Origin of the sequence: Cohnella hashimotonis (assembly GCF_030014955.1) — a bacterium.
GTDB classification, from domain to species: domain Bacteria; phylum Bacillota; class Bacilli; order Paenibacillales; family Paenibacillaceae; genus Cohnella; species Cohnella hashimotonis.
The window spans coordinates 2,091,705-2,113,721 of sequence record NZ_JAGRPV010000001.1 but is presented as its reverse complement, the minus strand read 5'-3'; the positions used below and the strand labels follow the sequence as shown (position 1 = coordinate 2,113,721).

Sequence of the window (22,017 nt, the reverse complement as noted above, 5' to 3'; positions counted from 1 at the left end):
AAACGCGTTCACCGCTTATCATTACGCGACTTTGGAAGGGGTATTCGCATGCTGAAGGCTATCGTGCATACGGACTGGACGACGGGTACGATTAACAAAAATATTTACGGTCACTTTTCCGAACACCTCGGACGATGCATTTACGAAGGATTGTGGGTCGGAGAAGACTCGCCGATCCCGAATACGGACGGCATTCGCAACGATGTACTGGAGGCGCTTCGCGAGCTTAAGGTTCCGGTGCTGCGCTGGCCGGGCGGCTGCTTCGCCGACGAATATCATTGGCGCGACGGCATCGGTCCGCGGGAGACACGCAAGCGCATGATCAATACGCATTGGGGCGGCGTCGTAGAAAACAACCACTTCGGCACGCACGAATTTTTCCGGCTGTGCGAGCTGATCGGCGCGGAGCCTTATATTTGCGGCAACGTAGGCAGCGGCGCCGTTCAAGAGATGTCCGAATGGCTGGAGTATATGACGTTCGACGGCGAATCGCCGCTTGCCAACCTGCGCAGGCAGAACGGCCGCGAGAAGCCTTGGAAGCTCAAGTACTTCGGCGTGGGCAATGAAAACTGGGGCTGCGGCGGCAACATGCTTCCCGAGTTTTATGCCGATCTGTACAGGCAGTTCCAGACTTACTGCAGACAGTACGGGGACAACAAGCTTTATAAAATCGCCGGCGGCGCAAACTCGGACGATTATCGCTGGACGGATGTGCTGATGCAGAAGGCCGCCGGCCAGATGGACGGTCTGAGCCTGCACTACTATACGGTTCCGGGCACGTGGCAGGAAAAAGGCTCTGCGACGGAATTCGAAGCGTCCGACTGGGAAATGACGATGCGCAAGGCGCTTCATATGGACGAGCTGCTCACCCGCCACGGCACGGCCATGGATCGTCACGATCCCGAGCGCCGCATCGGCCTGATCGTCGACGAATGGGGCACGTGGTTCGACGTCGAGCCCGGGACGAATCCCGGATTTTTGTACCAGCAGAACACGATGCGGGACGCGCTGGTCGCCGCCGCGCATCTGCATATTTTCCACAAGCACGCGCATCGCGTCCAGATGGCGAATATCGCGCAGCTCGTCAACGTCCTCCAGGCGGTCGTGCTGACGGAAGGCGACAAGATGCTGCGCACGCCGACCTATCACGTGCTGAAGATGTACGCCGTCCACCAGGATGCCGAGGCGCTCGCCCTGCATGGCGAATTCGGCAGCTTCGGCACGGGAGACGAACAGCCTATGGCGCAAGTCGGCGCTACGGCTTCGCGGAAGGACGGCCTCGTTCACGTAAGCCTGTACAATTTGCACCCAGCTGATGCGGCCGAAGTCCGGCTCGAACTGCGCGGGTCCGATGGAGACTTCGAAATGGAAGGCTTCGTTTTAAGCGGCGACGGCATGCGCGCGCACAATACGTTCGATGCGCCGGATCTCGTCGAAGTCAAGCCCTTCGAAGGCATTAAGCGTGACGGACAAGCGTACCTGGTCCCTATGGCGGCCGCGTCGGTCGCGACCCTGCGCTTCAAGCCGCGCTCATAGAAAGTAACGTTTATCATACAAGAAGGATTTCAGTTAGCAGTGCAAAAAGCTCTATGCGCCTCAGAGATGCGCATAGAGCTCTATTCATTTCCGTTTAGCTACGCACTGCATGCATGTCGTGCGAAATGCCTTACTGCCTTGTCGTCGATCCGGTCGCCCGTTAATCAGCGATTCCGATCGTCTGACAAATAAAGCTGTTTTGCGGTTTGCAAGAATAACCTTACCCCGTGAGAAGCCTCCCTCAAAGAAGGAACCGCCAAGTGAATCTGTCTGGACGGCTGCGGATCGATCTCGCGAATGCGGACACGGGGAGGCAGAGCCGACCAGGAGAGCAACGCTTTCGATACGATCGAGACGCCCAGCCCTTCTTGAATCATACTAAGCGCCGTATGCAAGTTATGGCCTTCATACTTGGCGCGCAGAACAATGCCAAATTGCTGAAACAACGCATAGATCGGCGTGACAAATCCGCCTTTGCAAACGATCATCGGCTCGTTGTCCAGATCCGTGAGATGGATGACAGGGCGGCTATGCAGAGGGTGATCGTCCCGAAGGAGCAGGCACAACTCGTCCTTGAAAAACGGAATCCCTTCCAGTTCGCCGTTCGGCGGGATGATCCAACCGATATCGATGATTCTGGACGCTAGCCATTCTTTAATCTCATCGACGGTTCCCTCGGATACTTCGATAGTCAGCCCCGGATGTTTCTCCTCGATCACCCTTACGATTTTCGGCAAGAAGAGCGTGGACACAATGGGAAACGAACCGACGCGGATCGTGCCGACTTCGAACCCTTTCTCGGCCTCCACCTCCTGCTCTATCCTATTGTAGCTGTGCAAGATCTCTCTGAAGATGACGAGCAAGCGCTTCCCGATATCGGTGAGAAGAATTCCGTTCCTTCGATCCCGAATAACGAGGATGACTCCCAATTCCGATTCCAGCGTGGATATGGCGCGGCTTACTGCGGGCTGCGTCATATTCAATAGCTCTCCTGCTTTTGTAAAGTTACCGATCTCTGCGATTTTCACAAACGCCATTATCTGCGAATTTGTCATAACGTTATTGGTATCACCTACATGATTACAATTCATTTTATTTATCTCGAGGGGGATTGTATCATAGGGAGCACTATACTACAACAGGAGTTGAACGTTTATGCCGCAACTTTCACGAGTGCGTACAATCGTCTATTTAGCGATTCTGGTAACACTGTGGGGAGTGAACGGTCCGCTGTCCAAATATGCGCTCGAGTTCGCGTCTCCTCTGCTTTTCGCCGGACTAAGGGTGTTGATCGGCGGACTTATCTTGCTTCCCTTGGCATTACGCAGTTACAAAAAGCTGAATCTGAAGAAGACGCGGCACATCTATCTCATTTCCACCTTGCTGAATGTTGTTCTCTTCTATGGTTTTCAAACGTTCGGTTTGCAAATGATGCCGGCCGGTCTGTTTACGACGATCGTTTTTTTGCAGCCTGTCCTGCTTGGCATAGGCGCCTGGCTGTGGCTGGGCGAATCCATGAGCGGCTCGAAACTGAGCGGCTTGCTTCTCGGTTTTCTCGGCGTGGCTGTCGTTAGCGCAAGCGGAGGCGCCGGGAATATGTCCTTAGTCGGCATCCTGCTAGGAGTAGCCAGTGCGGTCTCTTGGACGTTCGGTACGATCTATATCAAGAAATCCGCAGCAAAAGTCGAGGCCATCTGGTTGGTCACCTTTCAGATGATCGTTGGCGGAAGCGTTTTGCTCGGTACGGGTGCTGCCACGGAAGGCTGGAAGGCTGTCGTTTGGAACGTGCCGTTCATCTCGGCGTTGTTGTTTATTGCGATTTTCTGCACGGCTTTGGCCTGGCTCCTTTTCTCTCTGCTTGTCGGATCGGGCGAGGCGGGCAAAGTCAATTCGTTTAATTTTCTGGTCCCGCTCCTTTCGATCGTGATCGGCGTCTTCTTCTTGGGGGAGACGATTACTTCCAAACTGGTAGCGGGGCTCGTTCTTATTATCCTAGGCATTGCGCTGGTGAACCTCAAAGTGAAAGCGCTGCGGAAAGGGATCAACCGACACATAGGGACGGGCGGCGTTTCATAATATCTCCCGGATGAGCATTGGCGTAACCCGTTTGTCCATAGACCAGCTAGTTCCTCGATCGGCACCAAAGGGGGGCAGCAAACGGCCAATCACCGTACACGCGGGTCCGCATTCGGCGATTCTTTTTAGCAGCCCTTGGTCGCTCCAGTAGGAGCGATTAAGGGCTTTGATCCCAAACATGCAAAAAGCTCCTGAATCGTCACAAGGACAAATTCAAGAGCCTGTTCTTTGTTAAGTGGTGCGGTCGAGAGGACTCGAACCTCCACGGGGGGTTAGCCCACTGGAACCTGAATCCAGCGCGTCTGCCAATTCCGCCACGACCGCATATGAGCGTCCCGATCAAGCTTACTATCTCAAGACGACAAATCTGATTATATAGGGGATTCGCATGAATGTAAAGCCTGAATTTTATCGAGAGCTGGATCCCGCCCTCGAAGCAGCGTGGCGGACCATTCCCATGAAGGCTAGAAAGGCGGGAAAAGCGATGTATCCGGTCATGATGTACATATTGCCCCAAGTCGAAATAAAGGTCAGCAGCGCCTGCATGCTCGGAGCGACCCAAAAGGCGGACACGATCAGCAGCATTCCCACAGGATATACGAACAGCTTTTCCGCTTTGACTCCGGTGCAATATGCCGTTCCCACCGTCGCCGCATAATAAAAAAGGGAAATTCGCACGAACGTGCCAAGCACCCAGCTGGCCATGACCATCGCTTCCACGTGCTCGATAAAGTCCGCAACGCGAATATAGCGGGACGCCATCAGAAAAGGATAATAAAACTGCGCAGCGTCGATGCCGAAGAGGAAAAGCACGGTCAGGTTGATCAGCACCATCGTCGCCGCGGCCGCCGCCACGCTCCAATAACCGGCTCGGTTACCCTTGTCGCCGTCGACAAAGGGCAGCAAGAACGTGATCAAGACAAACTGGCAGAACCAGCCTTGGACGACGAAAACCCCTTTCACGACGGGCAACGGACCGTTCCCGAGGATGGGCAGCATCTCCGTGATATTCATTTCAGGTATTAACAAAACGACATTGATCAGAAGCAGCGCCAGCACAGCCGGCAAAAAAATTTGCGCGCAGCGGGCGATCGTCTCCACGCCTGACTTAACGACCATGGCGCAAACCAGCAGCATGGAAGCGGTAATGACGAGAATCGGCGTCCGCTGAAAAAAATTGCCCGAGATGAACTCGGAATAATCGCGTATGGTGGCACCTCCGATGTGCAGATGGAACAGCAAAAACAAAATGCCGGCCGCTTTGCCCGCAATGCGGCCCAGAACGGCCTCGATCACGGCAAAAAAATGCTTGCCCGGATACAATCGATGAAACCGCCCAGCCGCCCATATCGGGATGAACCCGCCAAGCGAGGCGAATATCGGAGTCAGCCACATATCGCTGCCTGCCATCAGCGTAGCGGCCGAAGGCATGACAAGGAACGCGGTGCCTATGGTGGATAAATAAAGCAAAGCGCCCATTTGCGCGGCGGATATTTGGACTTTCCCCGCCATAAGTCTTCGACTCCTTCTACTGCGTTATATGCAATCGGTCTTAAGGGGTCAGCCATTTCCCCAGCGGCTCGAACCAAGGACGTACCCAGTCGGTAGGTCCAGGCAAGCGCGGCGCGAGCAGATGAAGGCCGCACAACAGCACTCCGGCGGCCATCACGCCGCCATATGCCCAACTGCGATGCTTACTTCCTTTAAGATGTCTTCTATCCGCCCAGGTCATCGCTGCGGCCAACAGCAGAACGCCCGCGAGATAAACCAGCTTCATCGGCAAGGTATGACCCCTTTCTTTCAATAGGGCACAGACGCGTTCGACATGCCCGGACGTTTGACGTGCGTATGAACGTTTATCTCGATCCGGATCTCCTTAAAGACGCTGTCCCAGTTCGTCCGCGCCTCTTTCCAGTGCTTGGGATAATGCTTGCGGAAAAGGTCGGCGATACCGAATATGTCCGCATTGAATTGCCGTTGGCCGGCCTCCACCGTTTCTTCGATGCGCGACCTTATGCTTTGCGAAGCGGCCCGTTCGATTTTTTGCACCCAGGCTTCGTCGGTGACGATGCCTCCGGTCGTATTTTGCAGCAGCACGGCCTCGTTGTCGATCTTTACGCGCACGCTCCATCGATCCCCTTTAATGGACGGGATAAGCACAGCTCTTGATCGGAGCATATGCAAAGCGACGCTGCCCGGCATCCCTTCGAGCTTGAAGGTGAGCGTAGCCTCCTTCGTTTCATTGTGCAGCCATAGCAGCCCCCGCGTGAGCCGCATATTCAGACGGCCGACGGCTTTACCGTTTTTCAGCACGGTACTGCCCGTAATATACGAGACCGTGTTTTCCGGATTCACGCCCGGTTGACTCGGGAGCTTTTGAATATAGGGCAATACGGCGGATTTGCCCGCGCTTCGCATCATCCGCAGCAGCTCGAACATAGAGACGTCCGGTCCGATTTGCAAAAGCGTCATCTCCCGCAGCGTCTCCGCCACGTCTCTCTCAAGACGCGGATTCAGCCGCAAGGCGTCGATCGCCATGCCTTCGCTCACGAACAAATTGGCGCGCTCCCGAGTCTGCCTGGATCGAAGCAAATAATCCATATCTTCCTCTATGCCGTGCGCCGCGCGTTTCTCTCCGAAGATAAACACTTCATCATGCTCCCAAGTGAGCCGTCTCGACATCATCGTCTGCAAGCGAGACACCGCGTCCGCGACCGAGATGCCCGTCGCTTCCTTTACGATCGTCTGCGAACCCCCGCCTCCGCCGCCGGATGCTTGGTCGCCGCCGACGCTTGGGGTGTTGCCCGCTTTTTTCGGCACGAAGATTTGCACGGACAGTTTGACTTGCCCATCCTCGGCCTCGTCGAGCCCTGTCGCCATGACGAGCGCCAGATCGTTGATCTCCAGCCGATCCCAACAGCCAGCGCTCAGCGGCAGGAGCATGCTCGCTGCGAGGATGCGGCACGCCTTGGACCACTTCATGGATTCAACCGCCTTCTCTTTGAGGCGCCGGCCTGTTGCGCTTGGATTGTCGGTCGGCATTCGCCTTCTGTGCGGTTGCCGGCCGTTCGTCAAGCGCCCATGCAGGCGCGCGAATGAGCGTATCTTTCCAGGAATGCCTGGCGCCTCTTCGGAAAAAGACGAGATACGGCTCTCCGAACGAACGCAGCGACGCCAAGTGAATGACGAGCGCGATCACGCCCAGCATTAATCCTAGCAAGCCTAGAAACCCGGCAAGCAGCATAACCGGAAAGCGGAGCAGCCGAACCGAAATGCCGACCGAATAATGCGGAATCATGAAAGAAGCGATCCCGGTCAGCGCCACCACCATGACCATTGGCGGCGATACGAGCCCGGCGGCCGTCGCGGCTTGGCCGATGACGAGCGCGCCGACGATGCTGACGGCCGAGCCGACTTGCTTGGGCAGGCGTACGCCCGCCTCGCGCAGCGCTTCGAAGGAGATCTCCATGAGCAGCGCCTCGACCAAAGCCGGAAAAGGAATGTCTTCGCGCGACTTTGCGATGCTGAGCAGCAGCGTCGTCGGTACCATTTCCTGATGGTACGTCAGAATGGCGACGTACAGCGAAGGAAACAGCAGCGCAAGCAAAAAAAACGTGTAGCGCAGCCATCGGATCACCGTCCCCATCATGAAGCGCTGGTAATAGTCCTCCGGCGACTGCAGCAGCGCGAAAAGCGACGTCGGCGCGATCAGCGCGAAAGGCGTGCCTTCGACCATGAGCATCGCTTTGCCCTCCATCAGCGAGGCGGCGCAAACATCCGGACGCTCGGTCGAGAGCAGCTGGGGGAACGGAGAAAGCGTCGAGTCCTGAATCAGCTCCTCGATATTCGCACTCTCAAGCACGCCGTCGGTATGAATGCGGGACAGCCGGCTCAGCACCTCTTGAACGAGCGAATCCTTGGCCACCGATTGGATATAGCCGACGACGACTCTCGTACGGGTCAACCGTCCTACCGTCATCGTCTTCATCTTGAAGCTCGGCGTCCTCAATCTTCTGCGCATAAGCGACATGTTGACGTCGAGTGATTCTCCGAAACCTTCTCTCGGTCCGCGCACGACCGATTCGGCCATCGGCTCATCGATTCCGCGCTTCTCCCAATCGGCCAAATTAAGGATGAGCGCTCCCGGTTCGCCGTCCACGAGCAGGGATGGCATACCGATAAACAAGCCTTCGACGAGTTCCCGTATCGTACCCGCCTGGTGCAAATCCGCGATCGGCAGCTTGCGGGCGATTCCGGACAAACCGTCCCCGGCCTCCATAGACGAACGAATGAGCGGCGCAATCGCCATTTTTTCCAGCTGCGCCTTGTCCGACAGTCCGCACAAATAAATCAGAAGCGCCGAATGGCCATCGCCTATCGAAAACGGATGGAAAACGGCATCTGCGCAATCTTGCAGCAAGCCGTCGAGCGCCGCTCTGTTTGCATTCAGGTCTGCCGCGATCGGTCGATCCAGCTCCGATTGGGCGGGGATCGGCGGGGAAGTAGAATCGGACATGTACCAGCCTCCCGTCCTCAGTCGGATTTAGCGTTTCCCAATCGGCTGCCCACTATTACCGAATGTTTCCGCGAGCACACGATTGATTCGATCGATGCAAAAAAAGAGGGCCGCCCGTCGCACCTCGCGCGCGCTTCCAGCATGCATTTAAACTTCGCTCATGACGCATCGCCTTCGCGTATCGCTTCCCGCTTCAATACGGGAATCGTAAAACAAAACCGGTAGCCTTCGCCGGGCTCGCTCTCCGCCCAGACCGCACCGCCATGACGATCGACGATTTCTTTGGCGATGGAAAGGCCGATGCCTTGCCCGTCCAAGTCTGCCGTTTGTTCCAGCCGGGTACGCCGATGAAAAATCAACGACAAATGCCCGGCTTCGATGCCCGGTCCATCGTCCCCTACCGTTACGCGTGCATGACGATCGTCCACGGACGCCTTGAGCCTGACCGTCCCGTTCTGAGGACCGTATTTGCAGGCGTTGTCGATCAGATTGGCCAGCACGCGCTTGATCGCATGCGCCTGAACGAAAACGTAGACCGCTTCGGCGTCGGGGTCGCGTTGAATCGATCAGCTTGATCCGACAAGTTTCGCGGTTAGATCTACTTCACAAATTTGATGGCCGTTCCATAGGAGCAAATACTGACGGTAGCATCTTTAACAAACTCGGCCGTATAGCGAACGCCAATAATTCCGTCCGCTCCCAGCTCTCGGGCCTCTTTAACCATTCTTTCCGTAGCCGCATCGAATGCAGCATCCTTCATATCTGTGTACGATTTGATCTCCCCGCCCTTTATCTCTTTTAGCGAGGCCATAATATCTTTTCCAATATGCTTTGAACTAACAATAACGCCTCTTACCAGTCCGACGATTTCAACATTTTTACCGGATATGTTATCGACTGTAGCAATCAACATTGTTATCATTCTCCTTTTTGTTCAGAGCGAGGCCGTTTGCCGGGCAACCGCCCGCTGGCGACGGGACTTGCGGAAGAACAGCAGCTCGTAGATGCAAGGCACGATCACTAGCGTGAGAAGCGTAGCGATGATAAGGCCGCCGATGACGACGATGGCGAGACTTTGCGAGACGATGCTTCCGCTTTCCGACACGCCGAACACGAGCGGCAGCATAGCGCATACGGTCGCAATCGCAGTCATCAGAATGGGGCGCATTCGGGTGCCAACCGCTTCCAGCAGCGCTTCGCGGATCGTCATCCTTTCTTCGTTCTGCTTCACGCGGTCGATCAGCACGATCGCGTTCGTGACGACGATGCCGATCAGCATGACGACGCCGAAGATAGCGGTGAAGTCCGGCGTCACGCCGGTGACGATCAGGCCCAGCACCGCTCCGATCGGCACGAACAAGATCGAAGCGAGAATGGCGATCGGCGCCCGCAGCGTCTTGAACGTGAAGACCATGATCAGGTACACGATGCCGATGGAGATGAGCATCATTGCGAACAGGCTGGAGAAGTCGGAAGACTGGTCGGCGGAAGCTCCGCCTACGTAAATTTTGACGCCTTCCGGAGGCTTAATGTCTTTCATCTCCAGCGATATTTTGCCGCCGACGACGGACAGTTGGCTCGGATCAACCGTCGCTGTAACGCGAATATAGCTCTTCCCGCCTTTATGGTAGAATTCAGTCGGCTTCTCTTCCTTGACCCACTTCGCTACGCTGGATACCGGCTTCGAACCGGCCTCGGTCAGGACGTTCAGGCTATCCAGATCGCGCTCGGACTTCGGAGCAAGCACCGGCTGGACGGAGACTTGCAGCGAGCGGCCTTCCGACTGTACCTCACCGATCGGCACCGGATTGAGCATTCCTTGGAGCTGGGAGGCGATGTCTCCGGCATTGGCTTCGGTCGGATTCACTTGCAGCGTATACACCGTCTTCTTCTCTTCCTGGTTCGTTTCGACTTTGAGCACATCCGGAATCGGCTTGATCTTGGCGACGATCTCGTCAGCCGTCTTCGTCAGCAGTCCGGGATCGTCTCCGGATACGTCAACGAACACGCTCGTGCCTCCCACGCCTCCGAAGCTGGCATTCAGCTCCGCTCCCGGATAGTTCGGGCGCTCCGCCTTAACAGCCTCGACGATCTTGTCGGCGCTGCCGCCTTTCTTCACCTGCAGCAAGTAAGATATGAGGGTCGGCGATTGGACGCTTCCGTACTTGGCGGCGTCGGCACTGTTGCCCATGCTCATGTTGACCCACTCCTGGCCTTCCTGCTCCATCAGGAACGCCTCGAGCTTTTTGCCGTTTTCGAACACTTGATCCGTCGGGGTATCCGGCTTATATTCGAGCGTCACGTTAAGATTCGTGGCGTCGGAAGTGTCGATTGCGCCCTTCGGCATGGTGAAGTAGACGCCAACGGAGCCGATCAGCAGCACGAACGCGAGGAGGATCGGTACCCACTTGTGCCGCAAATTCCAGTGCAGGAACGCCGCAAACCGTTTGGATGGCGGATGCTCCTTGATCGACGACTTGCGAAGAACGCTGGCGCTCAAGAGCGGGATGACGGTCAGCGCGACGATCAGCGACGACAGCAGCGAATAGGTGACGGTCAAGGCGAACGGCAGCAGGAACGATTGAAGCGAACCGCGCAAGAGCCCCATGGGCAGAAACACGGCGACTGTCGTTAACGTCGAAGCGGTGATCGCCCTCGACACTTCCTTGGTGGCGTCGACGACGACCGATATGGAGAACGACTCCTTCTGCAAGCGGCGGAAAATATTCTCAATAACGACGATGCTGTCGTCCACGAGACGTCCGACCGCGACGGCGACGCCGCCCAACGTCAAAATGTTGAGCGTGATGTTGGACAAATCGAGCAAATACAGCGTCATGGCCAGCGACAACGGGATCGAGACGATCGTGACGAGCGTCGCCCGGATGTTGCGCATGAATAGAAGGATGACGATCGCGGCGAACAAGGCGCCCATGAGCACTTCTTGCATCATGCTGTTGACGGAATGGACGACCTGCTCGGACGTGCTTATCATCATCTTCAGCTCGACATCCCGGTTATCCTCGTTCATCTGCGTAATGATCTTCTCCACGCCTTTGCCCACGCTTACCGCATTGGAACTGGCCGCTTTGGATACGGTGATCATCAGCGAGTCCTTGCCGTCAAGACGATTGATGCTTTCCTTGTCGTTCAGCAGTTTGACGTTCGCCACGTCGCCCAGGGCGACTCCGTTTGCGACCGGCAGCCTCTTCAGTGTCTCAACGCCCTGAAGGTCGGAGGCGACATTCAGGTTGACGACTGCCCCGTCGATCGACAGCTGGCCGACGGAAGACGAGGCGTTGCGACCTTGCAGCACGGCGTAAAGAGACTGAAGCGGTATTCCTTTGGCCGTCAGCTTCTCCGTGTCCGGAAACACGCCGACGCCGGGCAGCGGCTTGCCGGACAGTTGAATCTCGCCGGCTCCGTCGATCGAATGGAAGGCGTCGATCGCCTGCTGTTCCAGCTTTTCCTTCCGCGCCTCGCTTGTCCCATCTGCGAACGTGAGCGAGACGAACGAGATCGGAATCATGGACGTGTCGAACTGTACAACGTACGGTGGCGACATGCGCTCCGGCAACTGCACGGCATTTACCGCTTGCTCGACATCCGCTTTGGCCTGCTTCATGTTTGTATTGGTATCGAAGACCAGGTTAATCTGGGAGAAGCCGTCTCCCGAAGTCGAGAACGTATCGGCCTTGCCCTTGATTGCCGACAATGCTTGCTCCAGCGAGTTCGTCACCTGCCGCTCCATCGTGGCGGCGTCATACCCCGGCCCGATTACGCTAACCGTTACCTGTGGGCTATCCGACTCCGGCATAAGTTCCATGGGAAGCTTGAAATAGCTAAAGATTCCGATGCCGAGCACCATCACCACAACAATCGAGATGGCCGCTTTGTTGCGGAATACGCCTTCTAAAAATCTTTTCAACTTATCTTTCTCCTTCCGATTCCTGTCTATAGGTGTCTATTGCTCATTTCCTATGCTACCAACCTCATTGAAACGGAACCTAAACGAATCGTTTAACAACAGATTAATGATTCCCACCGTCGTTTAGGTTCTGTTAAAGTGAATGTGCTACCATGGACAAGGGTGAAAACGATGACAAATGTATCCGATATTCGTATCGCCATCGTCGACGACGAGCCTTCGATTGTCACGATGCTGCAGATGGTTCTGCGCAGAGAAGGGTTTCATCAGCTGTATGCGGCTTCCACCTGCGCGGAAGCACTCGACCTGGCGGCGAAAGTGTCCCCCGATATCGTTCTTCTGGACATTATGCTCCCGGACGGCAGCGGCCTGGAGCTCTGCTCCAAACTTCGCGAATACGGGAATCCGCATATTTTGTTTTTGACTGCTAAAGCTTCCGATCTCGATGTTCTCCGGGGCTTCGCGATGGGAGGAGATGATTATATTACGAAGCCCTTCAATCCCCTGGAGGTGGCCGCAAGAATTCAGGCGCGCATTCGCCGTCTCGAGCCTGAAGTTCCCGCGGCCGGTCCGGGAAAGCGGCTCGAACCGGGGATTTATCGGTTCAGCCGCTTCACCGTCAACGAGGCAGAAGGCGAGTTGATCGTCGAGGGACAGCCGGTTCCTTGCCCTGCGCAGGAATTCCAGCTGCTGCTGCACTTCTGTAAGTTTCCCGGGGTCGTATTTTCCAAGACACAGCTCTATGACAAGGTATGGGGGATCAATGGACAGGGCGATGACTCGACGGTAATGGTGCATATCCGGCGCATACGGGAGCGGATCGAGATCGATCCCGGCAATCCGAAGCAGTTGCTCACCGTACGGGGGCTTGGTTACAAGCTGGTGAAGGAGACGCAGGAGCGATGAGGATGCAGCATCGTATGGCTTTCCATTTCACGTATCAATTGATCTTCTACGCCCTGCTGATTGTGACCATTACTTTGGTTGCTTTCATTCTTTTCTTCCAGAGCATGTCGAATAAAGAGCTACGTCGGAATTTTCCGGTTGGCGCCTTGCAGTTGATCGCGCAAGAAGCCCAATTCAAGGATGGGACAATTGAGATCTCCCCCAAGTGGAACAAATTAATTGAAGAGAACGGAATGTGGCTGCAGGTAGTCAGTGCCGAAGGCGAAGTGATTTACGCCGTCAATACAACTTCGTCCGATGATTTGCCGACTTCCTACGACACCGCTCAATTGCTCGATATTCAAGATACACGGGCGTTTGGGATGTATGCCGTACACACAGAGCTCAATTTTTCATTCAAAGAACCGCTTCTCTACATGCTGGGCTATCGTAGTACCGAACTTAACCAACTCGTTGCCTGGTTCGATGCCTACGGACAACATGGAACCTTACGGAGCGATGCGATTCCTGTTCTGGACCGGATTCTGCGCGCAAACGGCAGCTATTTGCAGATCATCGACGCCGGGAGTCATACCCTGCAAGCCATCGGCGATAAAGCATTCGCACAGAAAGCATATCGTCCGCTGGATATCCTGGCCATCGAGCAATCGCCCAGCAACTACGATACGAAAATTGTCGCCCACAAGGACAATCCGAGCGGTATGACCTGGATTCTCTATACCCCCAATCCCTCCGGCGGTCCTCTAAAGCATCCGGTGCTGGGGACGACAACCCGTGAACTTGTCTGGTTTGCCGTTCTGATCCTGCTCTTGGCTTTGTCCATCTCCGTCTGGCACGGCTACCGTTACGGTCAGCCGCTTATTATGTTCGCAGGCTGGTTCGAACGTATGGACCGAGGACAGTACGACCAGGTACTGACCGCCAAGGATTTGCCTAAAGTTTTTCGCCGCAACGGCAAGCTGCGAATCCGTTACAGGCTCTATAAGGAGGTCATTGAATCCTTCTATCGGATGACTCATCAATTGGCTCAGGCGGAGAAGGAACGGATAAGGCTGGAGAAGGCGCAAACGGAGTGGATGTCGGGGATCTCCCACGATCTGCGCACGCCTCTGGCCACGATTCAAGGTTATGGGTATATGCTCGAGAGCTTGCCCGCACAATGGAGCCACGAAGAGATGCGGATCATGGGCGCGACGATTCGTGAGAAGGGGGATTATATGCTCGAGCTGATCTCCGACTTTTCTTTGATTCATCAACTCAAACAAGGAAAATCGATCATGGAGCTCCGGGAGATGGATTTGGATGAACTCGTGCGTCGCTCCGTACTGAAGTATGTCAACGACACCACGATGTCCGAATATCAATTTCTCTACGTTGGGAATGAGCAGCCCATTCCGATAAAGGCAGATGAGACTTGGCTGCAGAGGCTGATGGACAACTTGCTGTCCAACGCCGTAAAGCATAACCCTCCGGGCGTAGTCATCACCATATCGATCGGCAAGGAAAACAATATGGCATGCATAAAAGTAATCGATAACGGCAAAGGAATGGACGAGGAAACGCTGCATCATTTGTTCAACCGCTACTACCGGGGGACGAATACGGAAGAATCGACGGAAGGCTCCGGGCTCGGGATGAGCATTGCGAAAACGATCGTAGAAGCGCACGGCGGCGAAATTCAGGTGCATTCCAAAGTGTGGCAAGGCACGAAAATCGAGATTCTGTTGCCCTTCTAACCGCGCAGTGGCCGTACCGCTTTTCCCTGCGGGCCGGCCACTTTTTGGTCTTCCACGCAACACGCTGCACTTTCCGGGCATACAAAAAAGATCCTGAACGCCGTCCCAGGAACGGATTCAAGATCTTGATTATCGAAGTGGTGCGGTCGAGAGGACTCGAACCTCCACGGGGGGTTAGCCCACTGGAACCTGAATCCAGCGCGTCTGCCAATTCCGCCACGACCGCAAATGTTCTTGCCGGGAACGATGTACGCTTGGCCGTTAATGGTGAAGCACCTTATGTTCCGCAATCACGAGACTCATAATAGCACGGGCCGGGAAACGAAGTCAAGCCTGTCCTTAAAGTTCTAATTTTCAGTCATTTGCATCGTCCGGTTCGCCGATCTCTTCGAGCTCGAAGGGCGCTCCGTCGAGCGCCGGCGCCTGCCTGGGCTCCGATGCGGGACCGATCGAATAGCTGCGGCGCAGCTTGACGACACGGCGATTGGGCCTGCGGATAAGCACGTAATCGTCGTCCCAAGCCACGACGATGCCGCGTACGTCGTTGATCTGCAAAATGTCCCGAACGACGCGGACCTTGATTCCCTCGACCCGGTATTGATCCAGTTGTTCGTCGCTGATTGCCATGGCGATCTCCTCCTTGTCCGTATGCTTGAAACGCATAAAACAGGACCAGGACGAGACGGCCGTCTCGTCCTGGTCCTCCTGCTATTCAACGCAGCAGCTGCTCAGCCGACATGCTCGCGCGATTCGTTGGTCTCGTACCAGTAGTCAAGCACCTTGCTCGACATAACGCGTCCTCGCACGTACTCGGCCTGACGTTCCGTGAACTGCTCCGTCCACGTGATCTCCAGCTCGTCGCAGAGCTTCACGATCGTGAGAAGCTCCGACCAAGCGACGTAACGTTTATACCAGAAAAATTGCGGATGTTCGATCATATAAGGATACAGGTCGTCGAACTCCGTATGCTTGCAGTCGAGCGCTCGCTCGAAATGGATCTTGGCTTGCTCCAGCTTGTCGACGAAAAACTGCTGCGACACGTTCATGTCTCCCATTTGCTGCTCGCCTCCCTCTGCACTTAGCCTTATTATAGAACAAATGGCAGCCCGACGGGAAGACCTCTCTTCAAGGTTGGGCTTGGGATTATCTTACATAAAGTAGGGACTAGTCCTCGAAAGTTATGGCGTTACCTTCCAAAGAAGAGATTTTGACGAGCGATTCGACCTGATAGCCCATCTCCCGCAACGTCCTCCCGCCCGCCTGAAAAGATTTCTCCAGCACGATCCCGATGCCTGCCACCGAGCTGCCTGCTTGTTCGAGAATCTTGAGCAAGCCTCTCGCGGCGTCTCCGTTGGCGATGATGTCGTCGATGAACAATACCCGGTCTTCGGCCTTGAGCAGGTGACGCGACACGAGCAGGTCGGTGACGATGCCCTTCGTAAAAGAAGGCACGCGCTCGCAATAAGCATCGGGCTCGTTAAGCAGCGTCTTCTTGCGGCGTGCGAATACGAGCGGCACGTTCATCACGAGCGCAGTGGCGAACGCGACCGGAATGCCGGATGATTCGATCGTCACGACCTTCGTGATGTCCCGTCCCTCGAAACGCCGCGCGAATTCCTTGCCGAGCTCCATCGTGAGGCCCGGATCGACGCCGTGATTAAGCAGCGAGTCAAGCTTCAGTACGCCTGCGCTCACGACGGTCGCTTCCTCTAAAATCCGTTGTTTTAAAATATCCATGACAATCTCCCCGTCCACTCTTTTCCGAATAAAATACCATATCCCTGCGCGTTCGCGCAACACCGGCCGGAAAGCAAAAGTTTCCGGGCCTTTGTACCTCTTCCGCCTCCCGCCTACGACGGGAGACCCATGAGAAACTGCTCAATTCCCATGCATGCAGCAACTTTATCGCCACCAAGCGGGTCCAACTAAATATAGAAAAGAATGTAAGGCGGTGTCCGAATGTCCAACAGCCAACGCATAGAGCGGCATTTGCTCCTCGGCGCAATGGCGACCGGCGTCCTTCTGCTGTCCGTCGCCTGCGGCAGCGCGCAAGACGACCCGGCGGCGGCAACCTCCATCCCCTCCGCCGAGGCTTCGATCGCAATCTCAAGCCCGACTCCCGAGGTAACGATACATTCACTTGACGGCGATCCGGCCGGTACGCCACAAGCATCGCTATCTCGGGAGCCCAGCCTCGGCGGCATTTCGCTCGGCATGTCGCTTGCGGACGCCGAAACCGAGATCGGCGTACCGTCCAACGACAGCTATACGCTGCCTGAAGCGGGACTTACGGTCGAGCTCCGGGAATATGGCGGATTAACGGTAGGCTTCGATACGTCCGAGCATGTCGTCTATGTAGAAATCTCGTCAGCCGCCGTTCCCTCCGGCCTTTCCGACGTCGAGGTCGGCAGTTCGACGGCTGATGCCGCACGGAGCCTGTCTCTGAAGGCCGCTCCGTCCTCCTCGTCGATGACTGCAGACGTCGAAGGCGGTATTCTGCGCCTGGATCTCGATCCTGTCGCGGACGAGGTCGTCACGATCAAGCTGATCGGCTCGGCGCTCGTTTGACGCATTCCCCCAGGCTTGTCATGGCGCGTCCTCCTCTCTCATAGACTACAAAGTGGACAAACACGGACGAGTCGGGGGAGGTCCGCCGAAGATGAGGCGATGGGGCTTAAGCCTGCAGGTTGCATTCACGTTCATCGGCACGGTCGTCGGCGCCGGGTTCGCTACCGGACGCGAAGTGCTGCAATTTTTTACGCGGTTCGGCAATTGGGCCGGGCCGATGATCCTCGTATCCACCGCGCTGTTCGTCTGGCTTGGCGCCAAAATGATGCTGATGTCGGCAACCATGCGCGCCAGATCGTATGAGGACCTGAACAGGCATCTGTTCGGACCGAAGGCCGGCGCATGGATCAGCCACCTGATGCTGCTCGTGCTCCTGGGCGTGAATGCGGTCATGCTGGCCGGTGCCGGCTCGCTATTTTCGGAGCATCTGAACCTGAACTACCAGAGCGGCCTTCTCATTACGATGGCTGCTTGCTTCATTTTGCTTCGCAAGGGCATGAGCGCGATTCTCGCCATCAACACGCTGGTCGTGCCGGTCATGATCATATTCACAGCCGTGCTCGTCATCGAAACGCTTCGTGGTCCAGGCGCCGACCGTTGGATGACGCTGCCGATGGAATTGTCCCCCTGGGCGGCTATCCTGTCCCCCTTCCTGTACGGCGCCTTCAACCTCTCGATGTCGCAGGCCGTGCTCGTGCCGCTCGGCGCGCGGATCGGCGATCCCGTCGTTCTGCGCAGAGGGGCATGGATCGGCGGGATCGGCATCGGCGCGATGCTGCTGGCCGGCCATCTGGCGCTGTCTTCGCGCATGCCCGGCGTCGAGCAGTTCGACATCCCGATGGGCGGCATCGCCAGAGAAATCGGTCCGTGGATTCACTGGATCTTCGTGTTCCTGATCTTTATGGAAATTTTCACGACGCTCGTCGCGGATATTTACGGCTTGTCGTTGCAGCTCCAGGAACGTGTGAAAATTCCGTTGAACGCGCTCGTCGTCCTGGTGCTGCTGCTATGCTTTATGGCCGGCCAGTTCGGGTTTGGCCCCCTGCTGACGACGCTGTACCCGATCTTCGGCATGCTGAGCCTCGGATGGGTCATGCTCATGGGCAGAGACAGGGTGCGCCCGGCACCGCCGCCCGCCCCGCCCGAAGGCTTTTCTTGAATCCGCGCTTCTTAAGCCGATCGTTGTTGAGCGTATGATTTCTCGCGTCATCAATCCCGCGTTCAAGATTCGCTCAAGCCCCTGTTGTCGTCTTGCCGCGCCGTCAGCTTTGTCAGCTTCAGCAGCTGCGAACCGGGCATGCCTGCCGAGAGCGTCTCTGCGACATGCCTGTGGCAAGTGAACAGCAGTACCTGCCGGTTCTCGGCTAATTGGTTCAGGACGTTTACGCACCGCTTAAGCCGTGCCTCGTCGTAATGTACGAACAGGTCGTCCAGGAGCAGCGGCAGCGCCTGCTCGCGCGAAGCGGCGCCCGCCAGTGCGAGCCGCAGAGACAGATAGAGCTGCTCCTGCGTTCCTCGGCTCAGGAAGGCGCTCCCGACAATCCGGCGATCCTCGGTCTCCGCGAGCAGATCAGGCGTATCGCCAGGCACCGCGATACGCGTATATCGCCCTTCCGTCAACTCCGCGAAGTAGGCAGAAGCCTGCCGCAGCACGGCGGGCTGCCGCTCCTCTTCGAACGTAACGCGCGTCCGCCGGATGAGCTCGGCCGTCGCCGCGAGCAGCGTGTACCGCTCTGCCAGCCGTTCCAGCTCCGCCTGCTGCTCCTCCAGCTCGAACGCCGTCTCCTCCGTTTCCGCCTCTCGACGAAGTCGCTCCAGCTGCTCGGACAAGCGCCCGCGCGCGTCCAGCACCTCGGCGCGCTCCGCTTCGCACGAGCTTACCGCCTCTCGCGCTTCTTCTGCCAGCATCGCCAGTTTGCCTTCGTCATGCGCTTCCAGCAAGTCAAGCAGCGACTGCAGTTCCGCTTCGCCGCGGCCGGCGGACAGCCTAAGCTCCGCTTCCGCGCGCTCCCGGCGCAATATCCTGCGGCGGCCGTCCGCTTCAAGGCGGAGCGCGTAGGCGTCCTCGCTGTCCGCGCCTGCCGCCCGGATAACGGCGGAGGCAGCCGCTTCGGCGGTTTCGAGCGCGGACATCGCTGCGGCCTCCGCCGCTGCCGCCTGCCGCAGCCGCTCTTCCAGCCCGCGGGCCGCGGCGGCTATGTCGAGCTGCTCCCGCGCTTCGCGGTGCAGCAGCTTCACCGCGAGCGCTGCGTCGCCGCCGCTATGCGCAGCGGGCGGACATGCCGCGAGCAGCGCCGCTACAGCCGCCCTGAACGCGTCGCGCTCCGCCCGAAGCGCATCGGCCCGCGCCGCGAGCCTAGCCCGCTGCCGCAGCTGCTGCAGCGCCTGCTCGGCGAGCTGTCCGAGCTCGGGGAGCGCTGCAGGCTGCAGCTGGGCCGGCAGCCTGCGCGCGGCCAGCCATGCGGACCAGTCCGCGCGAACGGCGCGGAGGGCTTCCACCGTCTCCGCCAGTTCGCTCTCCGCGCCGGCCAGTTCGCGCGCGAGCGCCTCTCTGCGCGCCTGCCGTTCGGCTAGCCGTCCCTGCTCCGCCTCCGCTTCTCCGAGTCGATCCAGCTCGCCATAGACCTCGTCCCGCAGACGGAGACGCAGCTCTCCGGCAGCGCCAGCTTCGGACGCGCCCTCGCTCTCGTCAAATGCGGCTGCCTCCGGATCCAGCGAGGCCGCCGCTTCGGCTTCGGCCTCACGCTGCGCGAGCAGCTGCCGCAGCGCATCTCCGGCCTGACTTCGCGTTCGCCGCTCTGCCTCGCGGGCAGCGGCCAGTCGCCGCAGCAGCGCATTCGCAGCGGCTGGATCAAGACCGGCGCCGCTCGCCGCGCCGGTTGGCCTTCGCCAGGCCCATGCCGCAGTGCATGAGCCGATCGCGAGCGCTGCCGCAAGCGCCGCATACGCAAACCGTCCGTCTCGCGAGACGAGGGCGGCGATCAGCGCTGCCGCAGCTCCTGCCGCAAGAAGCAGCACGGCCGCGTACGAGATACCCGGACGGGACGCGTTATTGCGGCGATTGGATCTCCCCCTGCCTCTGCCGCTCCCGGCAGTCCGTCTGCCGCCTCCGCGGTCTGCGCGCATATTCACCTCATGGTCGTTTTCAGCGACGAGGACGTGAGCTGCCGCAGCTTGCGCGCCAAGTCCCGCCGCCTCCGCGGCAGAAGCCGCCCATGCGCATTCGCGCCGCGCGGCTTCCGCCGCTTGCAGCGCGTCGTCCAGCCGATGCCAGGCGTGCAGCAGTCCGTCGCGCGTATCCGGCTTGAAGCGATAAACGCCCCGCCGGCTCCCTGCCGCCTGGCCTATGCGGCGCTCCGCCTCCTGATCGAACGCAGCGAGCTGGCGGCGCAATCGCTGCGCCTCGGCAGCCAGCAGCTCGCGTCTTCGCTCCTCCTCGGCCAGGCGCTCGCCGATGACGCGCGCTTCCTCCCGCTCGCCGAGCGCGGCGACGGCCTCCGCGTCCGCCTCCCGCCACCCCGGCCCGAGCCGAAGCAGCGCAGCGGCCGCAGCCTCCTCCGCGAGGCGTATGTCCGATTCCAGGCCGGCCAGCTCGCCCCGTCTTGCTTCGAGCGCATCGCCGCGCACATCCATTGCCGCCAGCTCGCCCGCACGGTCTACCAGCCGCTCGTCCCACGAGAGTCCGGCATATTCCGCCTCGAGCCGCCCGCGCTCTGCCGCAGCCTGCCTCGCCGCGTCGCCTGCGGACGCTTTACGCTCGCTCAGCTGTCGCCATTCGGCAGCCGCCTCCGCCGGCAGCGGTTCGGCCGAACGCATCTCTGCCGTCAGCGCTTCCGCAATCGCTTCCTCCTCCGCGCGAAGCGAGGAGGCGCGCAGCCACCATTCGCGGCCGTCGAGCGCGCCTTGCGCTTCGGCGGCTTTGGCGCGCAGCTGCGGCAGCGCGCGCTCCAGCTCAGCCGCGCGATCGTTCAGCGCCGCGAGCCGTTCGAGCGCCTCCTGATAGGCGCCAAGACCTTGGCGGCCCTGTCTCAGCCGGCTCTCCAGCTCCCTGATTCGAGCGAGCAGCTCGCCCATCTCCTGTATGGAGCCTTTTGGCCGGTACAAACGATCCATCTCGGCCCTCAGCCGTTTGCCTGCCGCAGTCAATGCCGCGCCGCCGGCCATGCCGGCGTGATATAAAAAATTGCCGATCTCGTCGCCCTTAAGCGAACGAAGCTCATGCAGCTCGTCCAGGCTGACGGCGTACAGCTGCCTGAACAGCTGCTCCGACACGCCGCCAAGCAGCAGCCGCTCGACCTCGGCCTGCGTCAGCCTACGTTCGCCGCCTTCGGCCTCCCGCAGCGTCGCGACAGGCGCCCCCTTGCGCTGAGGCGCGTCCGCATACCGCTCGAGAATTCGCTGGCGGCCCCGCTCGTCCCGCAGAACAAGCCTGCCTCCATGGCGGCCGCCGCCGACGGGCTCGCCCCGCTCGGGCAGCTGGGCGCGCGTCGCGAAGCCGTAAAGCATGCTGCGCATGAACCGGAGCAGCGTGCTCTTGCCCGCCTCGTTCGGTCCCCATATGACGATCGCCTGGGCATCGAACCGAAGCCGCACGCCGGCAAGCGGACCGAAGCCGTCGATATGCAGTTCCTCTATGTACATCCTTGCGCCTCCTTGCCGGATTACGCTCGATCCTTTTTGCGGCAACGGCAACCCTTCTTACTCTTGTCATGCCGCTCTTGTCTTGCCGCTCTTGTCTTGCCAGTCTTGTA

18 protein-coding genes and 2 tRNA genes are annotated in these 22,017 nt (G+C 58.2%); 6 read left to right on the top strand and 14 right to left on the bottom strand.

The window, feature by feature from the left end; genetic code table 11:
* The first annotated feature begins 48 nt into the window (after positions 1-48).
* Positions 49-1,536 (top strand): alpha-N-arabinofuranosidase, encoded by a 1,488-nt coding sequence (locus KB449_RS08350; protein ID WP_282907933.1) that lies wholly within the window; start codon positions 49-51, stop codon positions 1,534-1,536.
* Positions 1,537-1,700: 164 nt separating this feature from the next.
* Here KB449_RS08350 and KB449_RS08345 read toward each other — a convergent pair whose 3' ends face one another.
* Positions 1,701-2,591 (bottom strand): LysR family transcriptional regulator, encoded by an 891-nt coding sequence (locus tag KB449_RS08345; RefSeq protein ID WP_282912764.1) that lies wholly within the window; start codon positions 2,589-2,591, stop codon positions 1,701-1,703.
* Between the two features lie 100 nt (positions 2,592-2,691).
* Here KB449_RS08345 and KB449_RS08340 point away from each other — a divergent pair, with 100 nt between their 5' ends.
* Positions 2,692-3,612 carry a DMT family transporter gene (locus tag KB449_RS08340; protein WP_282907932.1) on the top strand — a complete coding sequence of 307 codons (921 nt, stop codon included), beginning with the start codon at positions 2,692-2,694 and terminating at the stop codon, positions 3,610-3,612.
* 236 nt (positions 3,613-3,848) lie between these two features.
* On the opposite strand, the gene KB449_RS08335 is transcribed toward KB449_RS08340, so the two are convergent.
* From KB449_RS08335 to KB449_RS08300, 8 genes are all read right to left on the bottom strand, one after another.
* A tRNA-Leu gene (locus KB449_RS08335) sits at positions 3,849-3,936 on the bottom strand.
* An 84-nt stretch (positions 3,937-4,020) separates the two neighbouring features.
* Entirely contained in the window at positions 4,021-5,124 is a 1,104-nt protein-coding gene (locus KB449_RS08330) for a GerAB/ArcD/ProY family transporter (protein ID WP_282907931.1), read from the bottom strand.
* A 40-nt stretch (positions 5,125-5,164) separates the two neighbouring features.
* Positions 5,165-5,389, bottom strand: coding sequence for a hypothetical protein (locus tag KB449_RS08325; protein WP_282907930.1), 225 nt, complete (start codon positions 5,387-5,389; stop codon positions 5,165-5,167).
* Positions 5,390-5,412: 23 nt separating this feature from the next.
* Complete coding sequence (locus tag KB449_RS08320) at positions 5,413-6,594, bottom strand: Ger(x)C family spore germination protein (protein ID WP_282907929.1); 1,182 nt, start codon at positions 6,592-6,594, stop codon at positions 5,413-5,415.
* A gap of 4 nt (positions 6,595-6,598) precedes the next feature.
* The gene (locus KB449_RS08315; RefSeq protein ID WP_282907928.1) at positions 6,599-8,128 is read right to left on the bottom strand and encodes a spore germination protein; all 1,530 of its coding nucleotides are present in this window, start codon (positions 8,126-8,128) and stop codon (positions 6,599-6,601) included.
* A 158-nt stretch (positions 8,129-8,286) separates the two neighbouring features.
* Entirely contained in the window at positions 8,287-8,637 is a 351-nt protein-coding gene (locus KB449_RS08310) for a sensor histidine kinase (protein ID WP_282912763.1), read from the bottom strand.
* A gap of 89 nt (positions 8,638-8,726) precedes the next feature.
* A complete protein-coding gene (locus KB449_RS08305; RefSeq protein WP_282907927.1) occupies positions 8,727-9,041 on the bottom strand; it encodes a YbjQ family protein in 315 nt (104 codons plus the stop codon).
* Positions 9,042-9,062: 21 nt separating this feature from the next.
* Positions 9,063-12,056 carry an efflux RND transporter permease subunit gene (locus tag KB449_RS08300; RefSeq protein WP_282907926.1) on the bottom strand — a complete coding sequence of 998 codons (2,994 nt, stop codon included), beginning with the start codon at positions 12,054-12,056 and terminating at the stop codon, positions 9,063-9,065.
* 171 nt (positions 12,057-12,227) lie between these two features.
* Between KB449_RS08300 and KB449_RS08295 the strand changes: the two genes are divergently transcribed.
* Together KB449_RS08295 and KB449_RS08290 are read left to right on the top strand one after the other, a co-directional pair.
* Positions 12,228-12,962 (top strand): response regulator transcription factor, encoded by a 735-nt coding sequence (locus KB449_RS08295; protein WP_282907925.1) that lies wholly within the window; start codon positions 12,228-12,230, stop codon positions 12,960-12,962.
* A 2-nt stretch (positions 12,963-12,964) separates the two neighbouring features.
* Positions 12,965-14,698: a sensor histidine kinase gene (locus KB449_RS08290; RefSeq protein WP_282907924.1), complete on the top strand. Its 1,734-nt coding sequence runs from the start codon at positions 12,965-12,967 to the stop codon at positions 14,696-14,698.
* 138 nt (positions 14,699-14,836) lie between these two features.
* Here the strand turns inward: KB449_RS08290 and KB449_RS08285 are convergent.
* The 4 genes from KB449_RS08285 to KB449_RS08270 all read right to left on the bottom strand — a co-directional run bounded on the left by KB449_RS08285 (position 14,837) and on the right by KB449_RS08270 (position 16,435).
* Positions 14,837-14,924 (bottom strand) — tRNA-Leu (locus KB449_RS08285).
* 128 nt (positions 14,925-15,052) lie between these two features.
* The gene (locus KB449_RS08280; RefSeq protein ID WP_282907923.1) at positions 15,053-15,325 is read right to left on the bottom strand and encodes a hypothetical protein; all 273 of its coding nucleotides are present in this window, start codon (positions 15,323-15,325) and stop codon (positions 15,053-15,055) included.
* Between the two features lie 101 nt (positions 15,326-15,426).
* Positions 15,427-15,753, bottom strand: a complete 327-nt coding sequence (locus tag KB449_RS08275; protein WP_282907922.1) for a hypothetical protein — start codon at positions 15,751-15,753, stop codon at positions 15,427-15,429.
* 109 nt (positions 15,754-15,862) lie between these two features.
* Positions 15,863-16,435, bottom strand: a complete 573-nt coding sequence (locus KB449_RS08270) for a xanthine phosphoribosyltransferase (protein WP_282907921.1) — start codon at positions 16,433-16,435, stop codon at positions 15,863-15,865.
* 222 nt (positions 16,436-16,657) lie between these two features.
* On the opposite strand from KB449_RS08270, the gene KB449_RS08265 reads away from it, so the two are divergent.
* On the top strand, positions 16,658-17,266 hold the full coding sequence (locus KB449_RS08265; protein WP_282907920.1) for a hypothetical protein: 609 nt from the start codon (positions 16,658-16,660) through the stop codon (positions 17,264-17,266).
* A 91-nt stretch (positions 17,267-17,357) separates the two neighbouring features.
* Positions 17,358-18,425 carry a YkvI family membrane protein gene (locus KB449_RS08260; RefSeq protein ID WP_282907919.1) on the top strand — a complete coding sequence of 356 codons (1,068 nt, stop codon included), beginning with the start codon at positions 17,358-17,360 and terminating at the stop codon, positions 18,423-18,425.
* 62 nt (positions 18,426-18,487) lie between these two features.
* On the opposite strand, the gene KB449_RS08255 is transcribed toward KB449_RS08260, so the two are convergent.
* The gene (locus KB449_RS08255) at positions 18,488-21,907 is read right to left on the bottom strand and encodes an AAA family ATPase (protein ID WP_282907918.1); all 3,420 of its coding nucleotides are present in this window, start codon (positions 21,905-21,907) and stop codon (positions 18,488-18,490) included.
* Between the last annotated feature and the right edge of the window lie 110 nt (positions 21,908-22,017).

Excerpts from the sequence above, each read along its gene's own strand:
- KB449_RS08340 (WP_282907932.1), top strand. The coding sequence starts at position 2,692 with ATGCCGCAACTTTCACGAGTGCGTACAATCGTCTATTTAGCGATTCTG.
- KB449_RS08260 (WP_282907919.1), top strand. The coding sequence starts at position 17,358 with ATGAGGCGATGGGGCTTAAGCCTGCAGGTTGCATTCACGTTCATCGGC.
- KB449_RS08265 (WP_282907920.1), top strand. The coding sequence starts at position 16,658 with ATGTCCAACAGCCAACGCATAGAGCGGCATTTGCTCCTCGGCGCAATG.
- KB449_RS08275 (WP_282907922.1), bottom strand. The coding sequence starts at position 15,753 with ATGGGAGACATGAACGTGTCGCAGCAGTTTTTCGTCGACAAGCTGGAG.
- KB449_RS08330 (WP_282907931.1), bottom strand. The coding sequence starts at position 5,124 with ATGGCGGGGAAAGTCCAAATATCCGCCGCGCAAATGGGCGCTTTGCTT.
- KB449_RS08290 (WP_282907924.1), top strand. The coding sequence starts at position 12,965 with ATGCAGCATCGTATGGCTTTCCATTTCACGTATCAATTGATCTTCTAC.
- KB449_RS08280 (WP_282907923.1), bottom strand. The coding sequence starts at position 15,325 with ATGGCAATCAGCGACGAACAACTGGATCAATACCGGGTCGAGGGAATC.
- KB449_RS08295 (WP_282907925.1), top strand. The coding sequence starts at position 12,228 with ATGACAAATGTATCCGATATTCGTATCGCCATCGTCGACGACGAGCCT.
- KB449_RS08315 (WP_282907928.1), bottom strand. The coding sequence starts at position 8,128 with ATGTCCGATTCTACTTCCCCGCCGATCCCCGCCCAATCGGAGCTGGAT.
- KB449_RS08305 (WP_282907927.1), bottom strand. The coding sequence starts at position 9,041 with ATGTTGATTGCTACAGTCGATAACATATCCGGTAAAAATGTTGAAATC.
- KB449_RS08345 (WP_282912764.1), bottom strand. The coding sequence starts at position 2,591 with ATGACAAATTCGCAGATAATGGCGTTTGTGAAAATCGCAGAGATCGGT.
- KB449_RS08270 (WP_282907921.1), bottom strand. The coding sequence starts at position 16,435 with ATGGATATTTTAAAACAACGGATTTTAGAGGAAGCGACCGTCGTGAGC.
- KB449_RS08320 (WP_282907929.1), bottom strand. The coding sequence starts at position 6,594 with ATGAAGTGGTCCAAGGCGTGCCGCATCCTCGCAGCGAGCATGCTCCTG.
- KB449_RS08255 (WP_282907918.1), bottom strand. The coding sequence starts at position 21,907 with ATGTACATAGAGGAACTGCATATCGACGGCTTCGGTCCGCTTGCCGGC.
- KB449_RS08350 (WP_282907933.1), top strand. The coding sequence starts at position 49 with ATGCTGAAGGCTATCGTGCATACGGACTGGACGACGGGTACGATTAAC.
- KB449_RS08325 (WP_282907930.1), bottom strand. The coding sequence starts at position 5,389 with ATGAAGCTGGTTTATCTCGCGGGCGTTCTGCTGTTGGCCGCAGCGATG.